Raw genomic sequence first — 18568 nt, 5'->3', positions numbered from 1 at the left:
ACCGAGAGAAGCACATGACCGAAATCGTCCGCGTCGACGGCCGTTCCACCGACCAGCTGCGAGAGATCACCATCGAGCGCAACTGGAGCGCGCACGCCGAGGGGTCCGCCCTGATCAGCTTCGGCGGCACGAAGGTGCTGTGCACCGCCTCCTTCACCAACGGCGTCCCGCGCTGGCTGACCGGGAAGGGCAAGGGATGGGTGACGGCCGAGTACTCGATGCTCCCGCGTGCGACGAACAGCCGCAACGACCGCGAGAGCGTCAAGGGGCGTATCGGCGGTCGCACACACGAGATCTCCCGCCTCATCGGCCGCGCGCTGCGCGCCGTCGTCGACACCAAGGCACTCGGTGAGAACACGATCGTGATCGACTGCGATGTGCTGCAGGCAGACGGTGGCACGCGCACCGCAGCCATCACGGGCGCGTACGTAGCGCTGGCCGACGCGATCGAGTGGGGTCGGGAGAAGAAGTTCATCGGCAAGAACTCCACGCCGCTGCTCGACTCCGTGGCCGCCGTGTCGGTGGGGATCATCGATGGCGAGCCCATGCTCGATCTGGCATACACCGAGGATGTCCGGGCCGAGACCGACATGAACGTCGTGGTCACCGGGCGCGGGCTCTTCGTCGAGGTGCAGGGCACTGCGGAGGGAGCGCCGTTCGACAAGCGCGAACTCGATGCGCTGCTCGAGCTCGGCGTGGCCGGCTGCGAGGACCTGAAGGGCAAGCAGCTCGCCGCGCTGGCGGGGGAGTGACGATGCAGGTCGTCCTCGCGACCCACAACGCCCACAAGGTCGCGGAGTTCCAGCAGATCGTGGCGCAGGCGCGTCCTGACCTCGAGGTCGTCGGCTACGACGGACCCGAACCGGTCGAAGACGGAGTCACCTTCGCCGAGAACGCGCTGATCAAGGCGCGGGCGGCGTCCGCGCACACCGGACTCGCTGCCCTGGCTGACGACTCCGGGATCTGCGTCGACGTGCTCGGCGGCTCTCCCGGAGTCTTCTCCGCCTACTGGGCAGGACAGAAGAAGGATGCTTCGGCCAACCTCGAGCTGCTGCTCGACCAGCTGCGCGATATCGCTGACCCGCACCGGGCCGCGCACTTCACCTCGACGATCGCTCTGGTTCTGCCGGATGGACGCGAGCATGTCGTGGAGGGGCGCTGGCCTGGGCGCCTCGCGCACGCGTCGTCGGGCGACGGCGGCTTCGGATACGACCCGATCTTCATCCCCGACGGTCAGCCGGAAGGGCAGGAGCGGACCGTGGGCGGCTTCTCCGCGGACGAGAAGCAGTCGCAGTCGCATCGGGCCCGCGCTTTCGCCGAACTGCTGCCGCTGCTCGGCGCGCTCTGACGTCGCACGGTCCTTCAGCGAACCGCAGATGACGGTGAGAATCGTTACCCTTCCCGACTAGTCGGAACCGGGCTTCCGGCCCGGTTTCCCGGTCTAGCCTGGGGGCATGCACGATCACGCACCCGCCGCCGGCGGCATTCGTTCAGCCAGTAGTCGACGCCTGCTGGCGATCTCGTTGTCGCTCACCGCGACCGTGATGGTCGTGCAGGTCGTCGGTGCGATCCTGACCGGATCGCTCGCGCTCCTCGCGGACGCCGCCCACATGTTCACGGATGCGTCCGCCCTCGTGATCGCGCTGATCGCGGCGACGGTGGCGGCACGCCCGGCCGATGACCGGCGCACCTTCGGCTATCAGCGCGCCGAGGTGTTCGGGGCGCTGATCAACGCCGTGATCCTGATCGCCCTGGCGACCTGGGTCGCCGTCGAGGGAATCGGGCGGCTCGTGAACCCGGGCGAGGTCGAGGTCGCCGGCGGGCTCATGCTGGTCGTCGCCGTGGTCGGCCTGTTCGCGAACGCCATCTCGATGTGGCTGCTGAGCCGCGCGCAGCGGACGAGCATCAACGTGCGCGGCGCATATCTCGAGGTGATGGGCGACCTGATCGGATCGGCGGCTGTCATCGTCGCGGCCATCGTCATCCTCCTCACCGGATGGATGCCGGCGGACGCCATCGCCTCGCTCTTCATCGCCGCGATGATCCTCCCGCGGGCGATCACGCTCCTGCGCGAGGTCTTCTCGGTCCTCGCCGAGTCCGCGCCGAAGGGGACCGCTGTCAGCGACATACGGACGCACCTGCTCGGCTATGCGGGTGTCATCGGCGTGCATGACGTCCACGTCTGGCAGCTGACCCGAGGCGCCCCGGTCTTCACGGCCCACGTGAGCGTCGATCCGCAGTTGCTCGCCGACGGACGGTCGACGCAGCTGCTCTCCGACATGCAGGCGTGTCTTGCCGATCACTTCGATGTCGCGCACTCGACGTTCCAGATCGAGCCGGCCGAGCAGTCCGACTGCGAACCGCATCACGCCTGAGCCGCCGTGACGAGCGAGTTGGTCAGACCTCCACGACGATGTCGTCCGGCTCTTTGTCCGGGCGCAGTCCGCGCCACCGTGCGTGACGGAGCACTCCGTCCGGGGTCCAGTTCGCGAACTCCACCTCGCCGACGAGCTCAGGACGCACCCAGAGCGCATCGGACGCATCGGGGGCCGGCACGCCGTCGAGGGGAGCGGTCTTCACGCGCAGCGGCTCCAGTCGCGTGAGGAGGTCGCGCAGGATACGGTCCGTGAACCCGGAGCCCACGCGTCCGACGTAACGGAGCCGTGGCGGTCCGTCGACACCGTCAGCAGGCTCCGGCACCGCGAGCAGCAGCGAGCCGAGGGTGCTCTCCCGATCCCCCTTCCCCGGGCGGATGCCGACGATCACGGCCTCCTGCATGCGCGTGTGCTTGAGTTTCAGCCAGGACGGGCTTCGTTGCCCCGGGCGATAGCGGGACTGCGGATCCTTGACCACGACCCCTTCGAGTCCGAACTCCCGGCTCGCGGCCAGGGCAGCGTCGACGTCGTCGAAGACCGGCGGGAGCTGGACGGGAGCGTCGAGGTCGGCGATCACGTCTTCGAGCAGTGTGCGCCTTTCCCGCAGCGGCATTCCGGTGAGGTCATGACCGTCGAGGCGCAGCAGATCGAACAGCATGTAGACGATCGGCGTGCGGATGACCTCACGCTCGATCTCACGCGGCCGCGTGAGGTGCATGCGGTTCTGCAGCAGCGAGAAGCTCGGTCGCCCGTGGCCGTCGAACGCCACGATCTCCCCGTCCACGACGGCGTCCGTGACCGGGAGGAACGGCGCACCATCCGCTGTCAGTTCGGGGTAGCGGGCGGTGATATCGGTGCCGCGACGTGCGTGCAGCAGCATCCGCCCGTCCGCCCACGTGCCCATCGCGCGGATGCCGTCCCACTTCACCTCGACCCAAGAGGGGTCGCTCAGCGCGCGCGCGACTCCGGGCGTGCCGTTCTCCGCGAGCATCGGTGCGAGCGTGGCGGCGGTGCTGTCGGTCGCCGGGATCGGTCCGCTACGCGGATGGCGCGAAGATCGACGCGGCGATGTCGTCGCCGCGGGCGGCGGCGTCGGCGTCGACTCGATGGCGAGGGGTCGAAGGCTCGCGAGAGGATCCATGCCCGAAGCCGACCTGTCCAGAACCTGTTCGAAGTCGAGCTGCGCCAGGGCGGGGTCGTCGAGCTCCTCCCAGGTGCGAGGGGCGGCGACCCAGGGGCGTGCGCGACCACGAAGGGAGTAGGGCGAGATGGTCGTCTTCTTGCCGTTGTTCTGGCTCCAGTCGAGGAAGACCTTCCCCCCGCGCACTGCCTTCGACATGACGCTGGTGGCGAGGTCGGGGTGATCGTTCTCGATCAGGCGCGCGAGCTCCTTCACGACGGCGGAGATCTCGTCGCTGGTCTGCTCGCCCGGCAGAGCCGCGTACAGGTGGATGCCCTTGCTCCCGCTCGTCACAGGGAACGGATCGAGTCCCATGTCGGTCAGGATGACGCGGGCGAACCGGGCGACCTCGGCGCACTGCGCAAGACCCACCCCGGGCCCGGGATCGAGATCGAGGACGAGACGATCGGGGCGACCGGGCAGCCCGTCCGGGGCGAAGCGCCATTGCGGCACGTGCAGTTCGATCGCCGCGACCTGGGCGAGCCACACCAGGGTGGGCACGTCCTCGACCAGCGGATACTCCTTCGTGCCGTCGGAATGCTGGATCGCCTGCCGCGGAATCCACTCGGGCGCCCCGGGTTCGAGCTGCTTCGTGAAGAACGCATCGGCCGGAGCATCCGCGGTTCCGACTCCGTCCACCCAGCGCTTGCGGGTCACCGGACGACCGTCCAGCAGAGGAAGGAGGAGGGGGGCGATCGTGCTGTAATAGGCGATGACCTCACCCTTGGTGGTGCCGGTCTCGGGGTACACGACCTTGTCGAGGTTCGTCACGCGCAGACGACGGCCGCCGACCTGCACGACCTGCCCCTGTCCGACCATGCAGCCAGCGTAGTCAAGGGTCTGGCCGCGACGGTGTCGGCTGGTGTTCACTGGTCACATGAGAACGATCTGGAAGGGCGCGCTGACGTTCGGCCTCGTGAACGTGCCGGTCAAGGTGTACTCCGCGACCGAGGACCACGACGTGCCGCTGCATCAGGTGCACGAGAAGGACGGCGGGCGCATCCGCTACCAGCGCACCTGCGAGGTGTGCGGTGAGACGGTGGCATACGCCGACATCGACCGCGCCTACGTCGAGGAGGGGCAGACCGTCGTGCTCACCAAGGACGACCTCGCAGCCCTCCCTGCGGAGAAGAGCCGGGAGATCGACGTGGTCGAGTTCGTCCCGTCCGACCAGGTCGATCTGCTCACGCTCGACAAGCCGTACTACCTCGAGCCCGACTCGAAGTCTCCCAAGGCGTACGTTCTGCTGCGGAAGACCCTGGAGCAGACCGACCGCACCGCGATCGTGCGGTTCACGCTACGACAGAAGACGAGGCTGGCGGCGCTCCGCGTGCGGGGCAAGGTGCTCGTGCTGCAGACGCTCCTGTGGGCCGACGAGGTGCGCGAAGCCGAGTTCCCCGCGCTGGACGAGGACGTGCGGATCTCGAAGAAGGAGCTCGAACTCTCGGCATCGCTCGTCGACAGCTACTCGGCCGATTTCGATCCCGAGGAGTTCGTGGACGAGTACCAGAAGGAGCTGCGCACCCTCATCGACGCGAAGATCGAGGCAGGCGACACATTCGACGTGGCAGAGACCTTCGGCGAAGCCGAGAAGGCAGCCGAGGGCGGCGAGGTCATCGACTTGATGGAGGCGCTCCGCGCCAGCGTCGCGCGCACCAAGGAGGAACGCGCCAAGAACGCGGGCTGAGAGGTCGGCGCCGCGGTGACGGCGCCGGGAACTCAGTGCTTGCCGTCGCCGTCCAGGTCGGGCGCGCGGTCGAACACGTCGGCGTCCAGGACGAGCTCCTGCGCCTCTTCGGCATCCGTCACGACGTCTTCACCGGCCGCTGCAGCCTTCTTCGCCTTGTGGCGCTCGGAGAAGTAGTGCCAGAGCGTAACCAGAGCGGTGCCGCCGACCGCGATCAGCAGGATCACGTCGATGTACTCGACGACGAGAGCGCGCACCCACGGGATGTAGGCGATCAGGTAGCCGACCATCGTGAGGCCGAAGCCCCAGATCATGGCGCCGATGAAGTTGTACAGCGAGTATCGACGCCACGGCATGTGTCCGACGCCCGCTGCGACCGGGGCGAAGGTGCGCACGATCGGGACGAAGCGCGCCAGGATGACCGTGAGACCGCCGAAGCGCTCGAAGAACGCGTTCGTCCGCTCCACGTTCTTCTTGCTGAAGAGCCCCGATTCCTTGCGCTCGAAGATCGCCGGGCCGCCCTTGTGGCCGATCAGATAGCCGACTTCGCCGCCGATGAACGCCGAGAGGGCGATCAGGAGCGAGACGACCCAGATGTTCACGCCGAACACGTTGCTGGTGTGCGTGAGCAGGCCCGCGATGATGAGCAGCGTGTCGCCGGGAAGCAAGAACCCGACCAGCAGACCCGTCTCGGCGAAGATGATGAAGCACACGACGAGAAGTGCCCACGGCCCGGCCGCGCCGATGATCGTCTGGGGGTCGAGCCAGGGGATGAGAGCGGTCGGCGCGTGCAGCATGGTTTCGAGCACTGGGGGAGTCCCGTCGGTCGTGATTGGTCGGCGGTAGAACAGAGCGATGTCGTGGCGGCCTGAGATGGCCGCCGTCGTCTCTCGTGCGGAAGGTGGGACTTGAACCCACACGCCCTGGGGCACAGGAACCTAAATCCTGCGTGTCTGCCAATTCCACCACTCCCGCGCGGTGGAATCAGTCTACTGACCGCTGAAACCGCGTGTCTGGGGATCAGCCCGCAGTTCGCCCCCGCCGACCGACGGGCCGCGCCTCACGCGTGAGGAGCCGAGGGAGGGATGCCGGGCTCCGACGGGTTCGGCGCGAGAGGTTCTTCGGGGTTGGGCGCCAGCGGCTCCTGAGGGTTCGGCGCCAGCGGCTCTTGGGGGTTTGGGGCCAGTGGCTCTTCCGGGTTGGGGGCGAGCGGCTCATCGGGGAAGAGCGGAGAGGGCTCGTCGGGGTTCGACGGGGACGGAGTGGTCTCGGTCATGTCGGTGTCCTTTCGCTGAAATCACGTCATGCATCGCCGAGTCGAGCAGGGTGCGGCCACGGTGTCTGCTCCCTTGCGCGACGGCGACGGATGTGGTGAGGGTCGTGCTGAGGCGGCGCTCCCGGCGGTCCCCAAGATGGCTGTGGATAACTTCGGACCCGCCCGGCGGATTGTTGCGAGGATGCCGGGGTGAGTCATCCTTCCGCCCTTGTCGCCGAACGTGTGCGGATGCGTCTCCGATCCGAGGGGATCGATCCCACCGTCGATCCGGACTCGGCGTGGCGGATCACTCACGCGGAGGTGCGTCGTCATGACGACCGCGCCCTCGCGCGCGGGGACGCCCTGATCGAGGACGAAGCGGCGTGCGTCCGCGAGGTGCTGGCATCCCTCAGCGGGTTCGGGGCGCTGCAGCCCCTACTCGACGATCCCGTGGTCGAGGAGATCTGGCTGAACGGCTCCGGCCACGTGCACGTGGCTCGTGAGGGCGTAGCGGAACGGACCCGGCTGCGACTCGACGAGATCGCGGTGCGCGATCTCGTCGAACGGATGCTGCAGTCCACTGGACGACGTGTGGACATCAGTCAGCCGTTCGTTGACGCGTCGCTGCCCGACGGCTCGCGTCTGCACGTGGCCATCGCCGATGTCGTGCGAGGGTCGTGGGCCGTCAACATCCGCAAGTTCCTGCCGAAGTACCGGTCGCTCGAGGCATTGACACGTCAGGGCATGATGCCCGCCACCGTCGCGGAGACCTTGCGGGGCGCGATGCACGACGGTCGCAGTGTGATCGTCTCAGGAGCGACGCATGCCGGCAAGACGACCGTGCTCGGGGCGCTGCTGGACTCGTGTGCCGGGTCGCAGCGCATCGTGACGGTCGAGGAGACCTTCGAGCTGGCCGTCGACGGCCCCGACCTCGTCGCGCTCCAAGGGCGTCAGGCCAGCCTGGAAGGCACAGGCGAGATCACTCTGCGCCGTCTGGTCAAAGAAGCGCTGCGCATGCGGCCGGATCGGCTGGTGGTCGGTGAGGTGCGCGACGCCGAGGCGCTCGATCTGGTGCTCGCGCTCAACACCGGCGTCCCCGGTGCCTGCACCGTACACGCGAGCTCCGCCACGGAGGCGCTCGAGAAGCTGAGCATCCTGCCGTTGCTGGCCGGCCGGAACATCGATCGCGGATTCATCGCTCCTGCGCTCGCGGCGTCGGTCGATCTCGTGGTGCACTGCGTCCGCGACCGTGCCGGGGAACGGCGGGTGCAGGAGATCATCGCTCCCACCGGCGACGTCGATGACGGACGCATCCGAACCACCCGGATCTATCAGGCCGAGGTCGCGTCGTGACGTTCCTCCTCGGGGCGGTCCTCGCGGCCGGAGTGCTCCTGTGCGCGTCTCCGTGGCTGTGGCCACCGAGACCGGACGCCGCCCCGACGGCCCCCAAGGCGCGACTGATCCGTTTGAACGCCGAGGCGGGGTTCGACAGTCTGTCGGCGCGCGCGCTCATCGCCGTGATCATGGCCGCCGGGCTCATCGCCGCCTCCACCGCATGGCTGCTGACCGGACTCCCCATCCTCGTGCTGCTCGCCGCGTCGGCGGGAGCCTTGACGCCGATCATGTTCCTGCGCGGAAGGCGGCTGCGGCTGCGCCGGCTGCGTCGGCAGCTGTGGCCCGACGTCTGCGACCTTCTGATCGCGTCGATCCGCGTCGGACTCTCCCTCCCCGATGCCGTGGCGAGCCTGGCCGAGTCCGCGCCCACGATGCTGCGGCCCGCGTTCGGCGTGTTCGCCAAAGACCTGCAGTCGAGCGGTCGATTCGAGACGAGCCTCGATCGGCTGAAGACGTCGTTGGCGGACCCGATCGGCGATCGCATCGTCGAGACCCTGCGGATGGCGCGTCAGGTCGGCGGCACCGAGCTGGTCGGGGTGCTCCGCGCGCTCTCCACCTCCGTGCGGGCAGATGCCGCGCTACGCGGAGAGGTCGAGGCGCGACAGTCGTGGATTCGTGGCGCAGCCGTCCTCGGCGCGATCGCGCCGTGGGTCATCCTCAGCCTGCTCGTCATGCGGCCGGAAGGGGCATCGGCGTACGGCACACCGGAAGGCGTGATCGTCATCTGCGTCGGTGCGGGGGTCTCGGTCATCGCCTTCCAGATCATGGTCCGCATCGGGCGGCTCCCGGAACCTCGGCGGTGGTTCGGGTGAGCGGGTTCTCGGCCCTCGCCTGTGCCGTTCTCGTCGGTGGCGGCTTCGCCGTCGGGGTGCTGAGCATCCTCGCCGGCCTCCCGCGCTGGCGGGCCGCTTCACTGAGCGTGCGGATCGGCCCCTACGTGCGAGAGGTGGTCCCGGATGAGGACCTCCCACGGGGTGTTCTCCCGCTCGCGGGCACACTGCCCGCGAACGCCCGAACTCTGTGGGGCGGGCTGCGGGACGTGTTCGAGCGCATACTCGGAGGCGGAGAGGTGCTTCGGCGGCGGCTCTCCCAGGCCGGTGTTTCGATGGAGCCGGCGACGTTCCGTGGCAGGCAGTTGGGCTGGGCGCTCGCCGGCATCGGGGCCGGCGCCGTCGTTCTGATCGTGCTCGCCCTGACCGGACGGCTGTCCGTTCCCACAGGCGTCATGCCGTTGCTGTGCGGCGCCGCCGCCGCGACCGCGTACGATCTGCAGCTGTCGGCACGGGCCAAGGCGCGCCGCGTGCGTCTCACCGATGAGCTTCCGACGACCCTGGAGTTCCTGGCCCTGTGCCTGTCGGCAGGCGAGGGGTTCCTCGATGCTCTGCGTCGTGTGGCCGCTGTCGGCTCCGGCGAGCTGACCGGCGAGCTCCGTGGCGTCGTGGTCGCGGTCGGCACCGGGTCGCCGCTCGCCGATGCGCTGACCGAGATGGCGAGACGCCTCGACCTGACCGCGCTGTCACGTGCCGTCGACCAGGTGATCGCCGCCCTCGAGCACGGTGCACCGCTCGCCGCCGTGCTGCATGCGCAGGCGGGAGACGCACGGGAAGACGCGAAGCGAACGCTCATCGAACAGGCAGGGCGCAAGGAGATCCTGATGCTGCTGCCGCTCGTCTTCCTCATCCTCCCGCTGTCGGTGTTGTTCGCCGTCTACCCGGGACTTTTCATCCTCCGACTCGGTATCGGCTGATCGGCCATGATGATCGGCCATGAAAGGACGACCATGTTTGCACCTTCACTGGACACCCGTCACCGACAGGGCACCCGGCGACGCTGGTGGCGCTCTGCAGCGAGCCGCGTCGACGCGTTCGCCCGCGACGAGACCGGAGACGTACCCGGCTGGGTGCTCGTCACGCTGATGACCGCCGGATTGGTCGTCTTGATCTGGGCTGTGGCCGGTCCGGCGCTGACCACCCTGTTCGAGCAGGCGATCCAGCGCGTCTCCGGGCTCTGACATGCGCGTCGCGCGGGCACTGGCCGACGAACGCGGATCCAGCCCTGTCGAGTTCCTCCTGGTCGGCACGCTCCTGACCGCACTGACGCTCGGAGTCCTCCAGCTCGCGCTCGCCGTGTACGTGCGCAACGTGGTCCACGACGCGGCCGTGGAGGGCGCGTATCACGCGGCCCTCGCCGACACGACTCAGGAGGAGGGGATCGAGCGCACCCAGGAGGTCATCACCCGGGCGATCGGTGCGTCGTATGCCGAAGACGTCCGGATCGGCTCCTCGGGCGCTCGAGGGCAGGAGACCGTCGACGTTCGAGTGCGCTCGACCTTCCCTCTGCTCGGACTGATCGGCGTACCTTTCGCGATGGAGGTGGAGGCGCATGCACCGGTGGAGGCGTTCGGTGATCGATGACGCCGGTTCCGCGGCGCTCGAGTTCATCACCGTCGGCGTGATCCTCCTGGTGCCGATGATCTACCTCGTCGTCGCACTCGGAACGATCCAGGAGCAGATTCTCGGAGCGGAGGCGGCCGCTCGCCACATCGCCCGCGCCATCGCGCAGGCTCCCGACGCCGCGTCGGCCGCGGCACGCGGCGACGTCGTGCTCGCACAGGTGATCGACGAGTACGGGCTCGATGCCGGCGCGGTCGATCTCACACTCTCCTGTCGCCCCACGGGCACCGAATGCCCTTCTGCCGGAGCGACGATCATCGTCACCGTCGCCACGCGGGCGCGACTCCCGCTGGTGCCGGAGATCCTCGCCTTGGATCGATCCACCGCGGTGCCCGTGCAGGCGCAATCCGTGCAGAAGATGTCGAGGCTGTGGGGCTCGGAGTGAGCGGCCGCAGTATGCGCGGAGCGCGGGCGGCCGGCATGGGCGATGACGGCAGCACGCTTCCGTTGATCCTCGGCTATGTGCTCCTCGCCCTGGTGGTGATCTTCGTGTGTGTCTGCGCCACCGACCTCTATCTCGCGCAGAAGCGACTGGACGCGCTCGCCGACTCCGCCGCGCTCGCCGGGGCGGACGGATTCACCGTGCAGGCGATCGATGGTGCGGTTCGGGCCGAGCTGACGGATGCCGCGGTGACGGAGCAGGCGGCCGAGTTGGTGAGTGCATTGCCGGGGGAGGCGTCACTCGTCTCGGCCAGGACTCCGGACGGGGTGTCTGCGCGAGTGACCGTGGCGGCCTCGTGGCATCCGCCCCTGTTGTCCCCGTTCGTGCCCGACGGCGTCCGCCTGGAGTCCACGGCGACGAGTCGCACCGCGCTGCGTTGACGAGCGAGTCGGTTCAGCGGGGATCGCGTAGCTGCGCGAGCAGACCGTCGAGCCGGGGCTCGAGCTGTGGCGGTATCTCGGTAGGCAGCGCGTCGACCGGCCACCAGCGCAGATCCTCGGATTCGTCGCTGACGGTGAGCCCTGCATCTCGATCGACCACGACGGCGATCCCGATGTCGAGGTGCGAGACGCAGGCACCGAAGCGGGAGGACAGCCCATGGTGGTCGAGGTCGTACGCGAGGGGAGCGGCCGGTGGGTCCGTCACGATACCGGTCTCCTCACGCAGCTCCCGCAGTGCTGCGCTCACGACAGAGTCGTCGCCGCGCTCGACGTGACCCCCCGGCTGCACCCAGAACTGTCCCTTGCGGTGGAAGACGAGCAGCGTGTGTTGCAGCGAGGCGTCGAAGACCACGCACGAGGCGGTCAGATGATCCGGACCTGAGCCGCGATGCACCGGCCCCCGGGCCTCCCCGAAGAACGAGGCGAAGTCCGCGTGTGCGCGGCGGTCACGCTCGGAGCGGGGCACGAACGTCGAGACCAGACGATGGGCATCGGCCGTCAGATTCGTGATCATTCCGCACCCTCGTCGGTCGGGTTGTCGTTCGGTCGCTCCCGCGGTACGAACCTCGGTATCCAGCGCACGAACCCTGCCGCGCCGACGAGACCGATCACACCCATGGCGGCTGCGGCGAACGGCAGTGCGGCGACGGCGGTTATCGCCGAGACCAGCAACGGCGCGAGCGCACCGCCGGCATCGGTCAGCGTCCGCCAGGAGCCCAGGAAGGCGGCCGGCTCGCGCTTCGGGGCCACGTCCGCGCCGAGAGTCAGCAGGATGCCGCTGGACAGGCCGTTGCCGACGCCCAGCACCGCCGCGAACATCCCGAACCACAGCACCGCGGCGTCGACATCGTGCGTGAACGACAGGGCGAGGAAGCCGGCACCCATCAGCACCATCGCGGGCATCGCCGCCCACAACCGCCCGAAGCGGTCCATCACCTGGCCACTCGCATAGAACAGCGCGAAGTCGATCGCGCCGGAGACGCCGACCACGAGGGCGATCGTCGAGGCATCCAGTCCCAGCGAGAGTCCCCACAGAGGGAGCACGACCTGTCGGGCGGATCGGACGGCGGAGAGTGAGGCGGCGGCCAGTCCGAGGCGCCCGAGCACCGCGCGCTGTCGCCACATGGTTTGGAAGATCCCCAGCCGTTCGATCGTCGGGATGGATCCGCTCACGGCCTCACCGGAGTCCTCCAGATAGCGCTCGTGAGTGGTCGACGGAAGGGGAGCGATCGCTTTCTCGGGGTCGGGCCCGAAGAGGACCAGCACGACCATCACGACGAGGCAGCCCAGGAAGAACCAGATCGCCGCACTCTCGCTGCCGAAGAGCTGCAGGAGCCCGGCGGCGACGAACGGCCCGATGAAGATTCCGAGGCGGAAGCTGCCGCCGAGCAGCGAGAGGGAGCGCGCACGGAAGGCGACCGGCACGCGGGTGGTCATGAACGCGTGACGGGCGAGGCCGAAGGCCGCCGCGCAGATGCCGAGCAGGAACACCGACGCCGCGAGCACACCGAGCGAGGGCGCGAACACCATCCCGATCCCTGCGATGATCGCGATCACGCCGGCGATCACCATCGTGTACCGCTCGCCGATCCTGCCCACCGCCCATCCGGCAGGGAGGTTGCCGCACAGCTGGCCGATCACCAACGCCGACGCCACGAGCGCGGCGAACGCCACGTCTGCGCCCATGGATGCCGCCAGCACCGGGATGAGCGGGATCACGGCGCCCTCGCCGAGCGCGAACAGGACCGTCGGCAGGTACACCATGGGTCCGAACTGTCGAAGGACCGCCGATGCACTGCTCACGTCTTCACGCTACTCCGGCCGATGTGCCGTCGAAGACGAGGTCCCCGTGCGTGCGGGCGGCACGTTAGGCTGAGGTGTCATGCTCGAACTAGATCTCTCCGCCGAAATCCAGGCGCTCAGGCACACCTTCGGCGACATCAGCGAGGTCGTCGATGTCTCCCGTCTCCGCGACGACATCGCGCGTCTCAGCGAGGAGGCCGGTGCCCCCGACCTCTGGGACGACACCGAGAACGCGCAGAAGGTCACCAGCGCACTCAGCCACCGTCAGTCCGAGCTCGCCCGCATCACCGGCATCGCGCAGCGTCTCGACGACCTCGAGGTGCTCGTGGGTCTCGCGAACGAGATGGGGGATGAGGAGTCCGCGCAGGAGGCTCGCACCGAACTCGCCTCGCTCACCGACCTGATCAACCAGCTCGAGGTGCAGACTCTGCTCGACGGCGAGTACGACGAGCGCAGTGCCATCATCACCATCCGCTCCGGTGCGGGCGGCGACGACGCCACCGACTTCGCCGAGATGCTGATGCGCATGTACCTGCGCTGGGCCGAGCGCCACAAGTACCCGGTCAAGGTCATGGACACCTCCTACGCGGAGGGCGCCGGCATCAAGTCGGCGACGTTCGAGATCGACGCGCCCTACGCGTTCGGCACCATCTCGGTCGAGGCCGGCACCCACCGTCTGGCCCGCATCAGCCCGTTCGGATCAGCCGACAAGCGTCAGACGTCGTTCGCCGCGGTCGAGGTCATCCCGCTGATGGAGGAGGCGACCGAGGTCGACATCCCCGAGAACGACATCCGCGTCGATGTGTTCCGGTCCTCCGGCCCCGGCGGTCAGTCGGTCAACACGACCGACTCCGCTGTGCGCCTGACGCACCTTCCGACCGGCATCGTCGTGTCGATGCAGAACGAGAAGTCGCAGATTCAGAACCGCGCCGCCGCCATGCGCGTGCTGCAGACCCGACTGCTGCTGTTGCAGAAGGAACAGGAAGCAGCGAAGAAGAAGGAGCTCGCGGGCAACATCACCGCGAGCTGGGGTGACCAGATGCGCTCGTACTTCCTCTATGGCCAGCAGCTGGTGAAGGATCTGCGCACCGGCCAGGAGTCGGGCAACCCGGCTGCCGTGTTCGACGGAGACCTGGATGACTTCATCTCCGCGGGCATCCGCTGGCGCAAGCGCAAGATCGAAGACTGAATCCATGAAGAAGGCCCCGGATCACTCCGGGGCCTTCTTCGTGTGACTCGTCAGTATTTCGCACCCTCGAGAGTGCCGGTCACGTCTTCATAGCTGTACAGGATGCACTGGACGGTGCGATCGTCCGCGCGGGCCCAGGAGGTCTCCGTCGGCTGATAGGTGTAGAAATCCAGCACCGAGTCTTCGTAGGCGATGCCGACGTATGCGTCGAAGTGCGAGGCGCAGCCGTCCCATGCCGCTTCGCCGAGAGCATCGTCGCCGGGGAACGCCTCCTCATCGACCTCGAAGATGAAGTACACCTCATCCGTATGCGGCCGCTCGCACGGGACGACGGGCAACTCGTAGATCTGACCCGTGTCCTCGTAGTCGACGAACGGCAGGCAGTCGCCGACCTCGAGCTCGGCGAAGGGCACCATCTCGGCACCCTCGATCGACGCGGGGTCCGTGCGCTCCTCGGCGCTCGCAGCGGCGTCGGCCGGGGCCGAGACGGTCGCGAGCAGCAGCAGCGACACGGCGAACGCCAGGAGCGCTCCGATCGCCGACACCACCAGCCCCGTGATCCCCGGCCACTTGCGGCCGCGGAGGAACAGGGACACGAGCGACAGCACGAATCCGACGCCGAGAAGCGCCCAGCCGACGATCGAGATCACCGGGATGCAGGCGCACACGACGCCGACGACCACCACGGCGAGACCGATGATTCCGAGCACCGACACTCCGGGCGCGGGTGGCTGCGGTGCCGGCGCACCCCACGCTCCGCCGGGTGCTCCGACGAGGTCAGGCGCGATCACCCGCTCGGTCGACACCCCCGACGAGGGCAGCGTGTAGGGCGGGGTGAACGGCGCTGTGGCGGGCGACGGCACGGCGGAGGCAACCGGCTCGACCGACGGTCGTTCCGGGGCCACCGGCGCATCGTCGGAGGTCCGCACGTGCGCGGTCCACTGCGTGCCGTCCCACCACCGCAGGCTGCCGGAGCCGTCGTCATACCAGCCGGCAGGCGTCGTCATCAGATGGTTCCGCTCGTCCGACGGCTCAGGGGACGAAGCACGCGGTGATGGCTTCGGTGTCGCCCAGTACCTCGGCGAAACCGTACGCGGCGTCGACATCCGTCAGCGTGCCGTCGCTCTCCGCGATCGCGCGCAGCGTCGAGTTGTCGAGCTCGGACTCGACGAGAAGGTCCGAGAGGCACGTGATCTGCGGCTCGGTGTAGCCCTCCGTGCCTTCGGCGGCCAGGATCGCGGTCAGTCCGACCGCCACCTCGGCCGAGGTGGGACGCGTGCCGTCGTCGGCGCCGTCCGTCCCGTCGGTCTCGCCCGGCTCGGTGGCTTCGATCGACGGCGAGGAGCTGGGCAGGTTGTTCATCTCTTCACTCGCGTTCTGGGCGATAGCGAAGAAGAAGACGAAGAACATCACGGCGCTGATGATGCCGCCGACAACGGAGAGGATCAGGCCGGTGATCCCCGGCCACTTCTTCCCCTTCAGGAAGAGCGAGATGAGGGAGACGATGAAGCCCGCGCCGAGGAGGATGAAGCCGATGAAGCCGATCAGCGGGATGAACGCCAGGATCGTGCCGACGGCCGACAGCCCGAGTCCGACGAGTCCGAGCACCGACGGCTTCTTCGGAGCTTCCGGCTCGGTCTGCACGTACGGGGCAGCTGCGGGATAGCCGGAGGCTGCGCCCGCGCCGGGGTATGCCGGAGCCGCGCCCGGGTAGCTCGACACGGGCTGTTCCGGCGTGGCCGTGGGGGAGTAGTCGGGCGCTGCCGGAGCCGCGTAGGCGGCCACGTCGTCGCCGAGCGGTGTGGTCGCGGCGGTCGGCGCCTCGGCGGAGGTGCGGATCACGGTGTCATCGGTGGACGGTGCCTCCGGTGCGTCATAAGAGGGCTCCTCGTCGACGGCGGGAGCGTCGGTCGCCGGTGTCTCGATCCCGGTCGACGCCTCGGCGGCATCCGGTGCCACCGGTGCCGACTCCGCATCGGCTGCGGCGGTCGCGTCCGGAGCGAAGTGCTCCGTCCACTGCTCACCGTCCCACCACCGCTGGCGTCCGCTGCCGTCGTCGTACCAACCTGCAGGTGTCGTGCTCATGGGTCCCCCTCGAAGACGATTCGGCCGCTCCATGGTGCGACCGCACCCTTATGTATAGCAGTGGCCGGTGACTTCGCAGGGAGTTCCTGATGGGGAGCAATCCCCATGCTCTCCGGATGCGGACGCGCCGGTGCGGGGTGTCGCTCGCGGTCAGCAGGAGGGGCGCGCTTAGGCTCGAACCGTCATGATTCGGTTCGAGAACGTCACGAAACGCTACCGCGGGACGTCGAAGCCCGCCCTCTCCGGTGTCGACTTCGAAGTGCAACGCGGGGAGTTCGTCTTCCTCGTCGGCGCCTCGGGCTCCGGCAAGTCCTCCTGTCTTCGTCTGATCCTGCGCGAAGACGTACCCACGGCAGGCCGCGTCGCCGTGCTCGGCCGGGACCTCCGCTCGCTCGCCAACCGCAAGGTGCCCTATTTCCGGCGCCACATCGGTTCGGTGTTCCAGGACTTCCGCCTCCTGCCGTCGAAGACGGTCTACCAGAACGTCGCCTTCACCCTGCAGGTGACCGGCTCTTCGCGGGGATTCATCCAGCAGGCAGTGCCCGAGGCACTCGCGCTCGTGGGACTCGACGGCAAGCAGAAGCGCATGCCGCATGAGCTGTCCGGCGGCGAGCAGCAGCGCGTCGCGATCGCTCGTGCCCTCGTCAATCGTCCGCAGGTGCTGCTCGCCGACGAGCCCACAGGCAACCTCGACCCTGCGACCTCCGTCGACATCATGCAGCTTCTTGCTCGCATCAACGCCGGCGGCACTACCGTGCTGATGGCTACGCACGAGGCCGGCTTCGTCGACCAGATGCAGCGCCGGGTGATCGAGCTGCGCGACGGCGAGATGGTGCGTGACGAGGTTCACGGCGGATACGGCGACACCTCCAACATCCCGCGCCTCGTGCCGGAGAAGGTGCGCGGTGCTGCCGCCGCAGCGGCGTTGACGGCGGTGCAGGAGGTCCAGCGTCAGACGGCGGACCTCTCCTCGGTCCGCGCTGCTCTCGCCGAAGAGCTCAGCTCGCAGCGGAAGGCCGCCGCAGACGAGCGCGCCTCGGATGCTCCGGCAGGTGCTCCGCAGAAGGCCGAACCCCCGCGCACGGTCGAACCCCCGGAGTCGAGTGCCGTCCCGGCGACCGGCGCCATCGCCGCTGTCGTGGAGCCGCCGACCGTCGCGGAATCACCGGCCGTCGTCGAGCCGCCGACCGTGACGGAGCCGCCGGCGGTCGTCCGACCGCGCACGCACCCGATCACCCTGCCCACCGTCGATGTCGCCGAGCTCGGAGTCGCAGATCGCCTCGGGCTCTCCGACGAAGACGACGAGGAAGTGGGCCCGACCTCATGAGAATCGGACTCATCCTGACCGAGGCCCTGGGCGGTCTCCGACGGAACATCTCGATGGTCATCTCGGTGATCCTCGTCACCTTCGTCTCGCTCACCTTCGTCGGCGCGGCGATCCTGATGCAGTCGCAGATCGGCGTCATGCGGGGTTACTGGGCCGAGCGTGCCCAGGTCGCCGTGTACATGTGCTCCGCGGTCTCGGAATCCGAAACCTGCATCGACGGAGCCGCGAGCGAGGAGCAGGTGGCCGCGGTCCGGGCGCAGCTCGAAGGCGACGCGCTGGCACCGCTCATCAGCTCGCTGACCTTCGATACCAAGGAGGACACGTACGCCAAGCTCGTCGAGCAGCTCGGCGAGGACCAGGCGAGTGTGCTCACGCCCGACCAGGCATTCGAGGTCTTCTTCGTGACGATGAAAGACCCGGGGCAGTCGCAGGTGCTCGCCGAGGCATTCAGCGGCCAGGCCGGAGTGGAGCAGGTCAAGGATCAGCTCCAATACCTCGAGCCGCTGTTCTCCGCTTTGACCGTCGCGACGTATATCGCCGTCGGCATAGCGGTGCTCATGCTGATAGCGGCGACCCTGCTGATCGGGACGACGATCCGGTTGTCGGCGTATGCGCGTCGCAAGGAGATCGGCATCATGCGCCTGGTCGGCGCCTCGAACCGGTTCATCCAGACACCGTTCGTGCTCGAAGGCGTGTTCGCGGCGTTCCTCGGCTCGGCGCTGGCCAGTGCCGCGGTCGTCGCCGGCATGCATTTCGGGGTGAACGGCTACCTGCGAGGCCGCGTCCCGTTCATCACGACCTGGGTGACGATGCAGGACGCGATGCTCGTCGTGCCGGTGCTGATCGGCATCGGCGTCGTCCTGGCCGCGTTGTCCGCCGGCTTCGCGATCAGGCGTTGGCTCCGTACCTGATATCCTGAAAGGCTGCTCAGTCGGAA

The 18568-nt window shown here is 68.4% G+C and carries 21 protein-coding genes and 1 tRNA gene; 14 read left to right on the top strand and 8 right to left on the bottom strand.

All coding sequences use genetic code 11. The annotated features are described in order from the left end of the window. The first annotated feature begins 14 nt into the window (after positions 1 to 14). The 3 genes from rph to CQ034_RS09540 all read left to right on the top strand — a co-directional run bounded on the left by rph (position 15) and on the right by CQ034_RS09540 (position 2375). The gene (gene rph / locus CQ034_RS09550; protein WP_029262516.1) at positions 15 to 752 is read left to right on the top strand and encodes a ribonuclease PH; all 738 of its coding nucleotides are present in this window, start codon (positions 15 to 17) and stop codon (positions 750 to 752) included. Positions 753 to 754: 2 nt separating this feature from the next. Beyond that, positions 755 to 1348 carry an RdgB/HAM1 family non-canonical purine NTP pyrophosphatase gene (gene rdgB, locus CQ034_RS09545; protein WP_029262515.1) on the top strand — a complete coding sequence of 198 codons (594 nt, stop codon included), beginning with the start codon at positions 755 to 757 and terminating at the stop codon, positions 1346 to 1348. Positions 1349 to 1454: 106 nt separating this feature from the next. After that, positions 1455 to 2375 carry a cation diffusion facilitator family transporter gene (locus CQ034_RS09540; protein ID WP_105710862.1) on the top strand — a complete coding sequence of 307 codons (921 nt, stop codon included), beginning with the start codon at positions 1455 to 1457 and terminating at the stop codon, positions 2373 to 2375. 22 nt (positions 2376 to 2397) lie between these two features. Here the strand turns inward: CQ034_RS09540 and ligD are convergent, their stop codons facing one another. Further along, positions 2398 to 4374 carry a non-homologous end-joining DNA ligase gene (ligD, locus tag CQ034_RS09535; RefSeq protein WP_105710861.1) on the bottom strand — a complete coding sequence of 659 codons (1977 nt, stop codon included), beginning with the start codon at positions 4372 to 4374 and terminating at the stop codon, positions 2398 to 2400. A 58-nt stretch (positions 4375 to 4432) separates the two neighbouring features. Here ligD and CQ034_RS09530 point away from each other — a divergent pair, with 58 nt between their 5' ends. Beyond that, positions 4433 to 5242 (top strand): Ku protein, encoded by an 810-nt coding sequence (locus tag CQ034_RS09530; protein ID WP_029262512.1) that lies wholly within the window; start codon positions 4433 to 4435, stop codon positions 5240 to 5242. A 32-nt stretch (positions 5243 to 5274) separates the two neighbouring features. On the opposite strand, the gene CQ034_RS09525 is transcribed toward CQ034_RS09530, so the two are convergent. The 3 genes from CQ034_RS09525 to CQ034_RS19430 form a co-directional block, all read right to left on the bottom strand. Then, on the bottom strand, positions 5275 to 6039 hold the full coding sequence (locus tag CQ034_RS09525) for a DedA family protein (RefSeq protein ID WP_105710860.1): 765 nt from the start codon (positions 6037 to 6039) through the stop codon (positions 5275 to 5277). Positions 6040 to 6135: 96 nt separating this feature from the next. Further along, positions 6136 to 6217 (bottom strand) — tRNA-Leu (locus CQ034_RS09520). Positions 6218 to 6302: 85 nt separating this feature from the next. Further along, positions 6303 to 6518, bottom strand: a complete 216-nt coding sequence (locus CQ034_RS19430) for a hypothetical protein (protein ID WP_146114827.1) — start codon at positions 6516 to 6518, stop codon at positions 6303 to 6305. A gap of 189 nt (positions 6519 to 6707) precedes the next feature. Between CQ034_RS19430 and CQ034_RS09515 the strand changes: the two genes are divergently transcribed. From CQ034_RS09515 to CQ034_RS09485, 7 genes are read left to right on the top strand one after another with little or no spacing between them, the layout of a single operon-like run. After that, entirely contained in the window at positions 6708 to 7850 is a 1143-nt protein-coding gene (locus tag CQ034_RS09515) for a CpaF family protein (protein WP_258134160.1), read from the top strand. Next, entirely contained in the window at positions 7847 to 8704 is an 858-nt protein-coding gene (locus tag CQ034_RS09510) for a type II secretion system F family protein (RefSeq protein ID WP_105710858.1), read from the top strand. The genes CQ034_RS09515 and CQ034_RS09510 overlap by 4 nt, the downstream gene beginning before the upstream one ends. Then, the gene (locus CQ034_RS09505; protein WP_029262507.1) at positions 8701 to 9639 is read left to right on the top strand and encodes a type II secretion system F family protein; all 939 of its coding nucleotides are present in this window, start codon (positions 8701 to 8703) and stop codon (positions 9637 to 9639) included. The genes CQ034_RS09510 and CQ034_RS09505 overlap by 4 nt, the downstream gene beginning before the upstream one ends. A gap of 33 nt (positions 9640 to 9672) precedes the next feature. Then, the gene (locus CQ034_RS09500; RefSeq protein WP_105710857.1) at positions 9673 to 9903 is read left to right on the top strand and encodes a hypothetical protein; all 231 of its coding nucleotides are present in this window, start codon (positions 9673 to 9675) and stop codon (positions 9901 to 9903) included. 1 nt (position 9904) lies between these two features. Then, positions 9905 to 10306, top strand: a complete 402-nt coding sequence (locus CQ034_RS09495) for a TadE/TadG family type IV pilus assembly protein (RefSeq protein WP_105710856.1) — start codon at positions 9905 to 9907, stop codon at positions 10304 to 10306. Continuing rightward, positions 10296 to 10730, top strand: coding sequence for a TadE family protein (locus CQ034_RS09490; RefSeq protein WP_231481811.1), 435 nt, complete (start codon positions 10296 to 10298; stop codon positions 10728 to 10730). The genes CQ034_RS09495 and CQ034_RS09490 overlap by 11 nt, the downstream gene beginning before the upstream one ends. Positions 10731 to 10765: 35 nt before the next feature. After that, complete coding sequence (locus CQ034_RS09485) at positions 10766 to 11167, top strand: pilus assembly protein TadG-related protein (protein ID WP_374956816.1); 402 nt, start codon at positions 10766 to 10768, stop codon at positions 11165 to 11167. 13 nt (positions 11168 to 11180) lie between these two features. Here CQ034_RS09485 and CQ034_RS09480 read toward each other — a convergent pair whose 3' ends face one another. Together CQ034_RS09480 and CQ034_RS09475 are read right to left on the bottom strand one after the other, a co-directional pair. Further along, the gene (locus CQ034_RS09480; protein WP_105710854.1) at positions 11181 to 11741 is read right to left on the bottom strand and encodes an NUDIX hydrolase; all 561 of its coding nucleotides are present in this window, start codon (positions 11739 to 11741) and stop codon (positions 11181 to 11183) included. Then, the gene (locus CQ034_RS09475; protein ID WP_105710853.1) at positions 11738 to 12991 is read right to left on the bottom strand and encodes an MFS transporter; all 1254 of its coding nucleotides are present in this window, start codon (positions 12989 to 12991) and stop codon (positions 11738 to 11740) included. Before CQ034_RS09475 ends, CQ034_RS09480 begins: the two co-directional genes overlap by 4 nt. 118 nt (positions 12992 to 13109) lie before the next feature. On the opposite strand from CQ034_RS09475, the gene prfB reads away from it, so the two are divergent. Continuing rightward, on the top strand, positions 13110 to 14219 hold the full coding sequence (gene prfB, locus CQ034_RS09470) for a peptide chain release factor 2 (RefSeq protein ID WP_029262501.1): 1110 nt from the start codon (positions 13110 to 13112) through the stop codon (positions 14217 to 14219). A 50-nt stretch (positions 14220 to 14269) separates the two neighbouring features. Here prfB and CQ034_RS09465 read toward each other — a convergent pair whose 3' ends face one another. Together CQ034_RS09465 and CQ034_RS09460 are read right to left on the bottom strand one after the other, a co-directional pair. Further along, positions 14270 to 15226, bottom strand: coding sequence for a DUF2510 domain-containing protein (locus CQ034_RS09465; protein WP_181156273.1), 957 nt, complete (start codon positions 15224 to 15226; stop codon positions 14270 to 14272). A gap of 25 nt (positions 15227 to 15251) precedes the next feature. Continuing rightward, the gene (locus CQ034_RS09460) at positions 15252 to 16304 is read right to left on the bottom strand and encodes a DUF2510 domain-containing protein (protein ID WP_105710851.1); all 1053 of its coding nucleotides are present in this window, start codon (positions 16302 to 16304) and stop codon (positions 15252 to 15254) included. A gap of 184 nt (positions 16305 to 16488) precedes the next feature. Between CQ034_RS09460 and ftsE the strand changes: the two genes are divergently transcribed. Then, complete coding sequence (gene ftsE / locus CQ034_RS09455; protein WP_105710850.1) at positions 16489 to 17631, top strand: cell division ATP-binding protein FtsE; 1143 nt, start codon at positions 16489 to 16491, stop codon at positions 17629 to 17631. Further along, positions 17628 to 18542 (top strand): permease-like cell division protein FtsX, encoded by a 915-nt coding sequence (gene ftsX / locus CQ034_RS09450; protein WP_105710849.1) that lies wholly within the window; start codon positions 17628 to 17630, stop codon positions 18540 to 18542. The genes ftsE and ftsX overlap by 4 nt, the downstream gene beginning before the upstream one ends. The last annotated feature ends 26 nt before the right edge of the window (positions 18543 to 18568 follow it).

This window comes from Microbacterium sp. MYb45 (genome assembly GCF_002979655.1).
Classification (GTDB): Bacteria; Actinomycetota; Actinomycetes; order Actinomycetales; family Microbacteriaceae; genus Microbacterium.
This window is presented reverse-complemented; position numbering and strand designations above follow the sequence as displayed.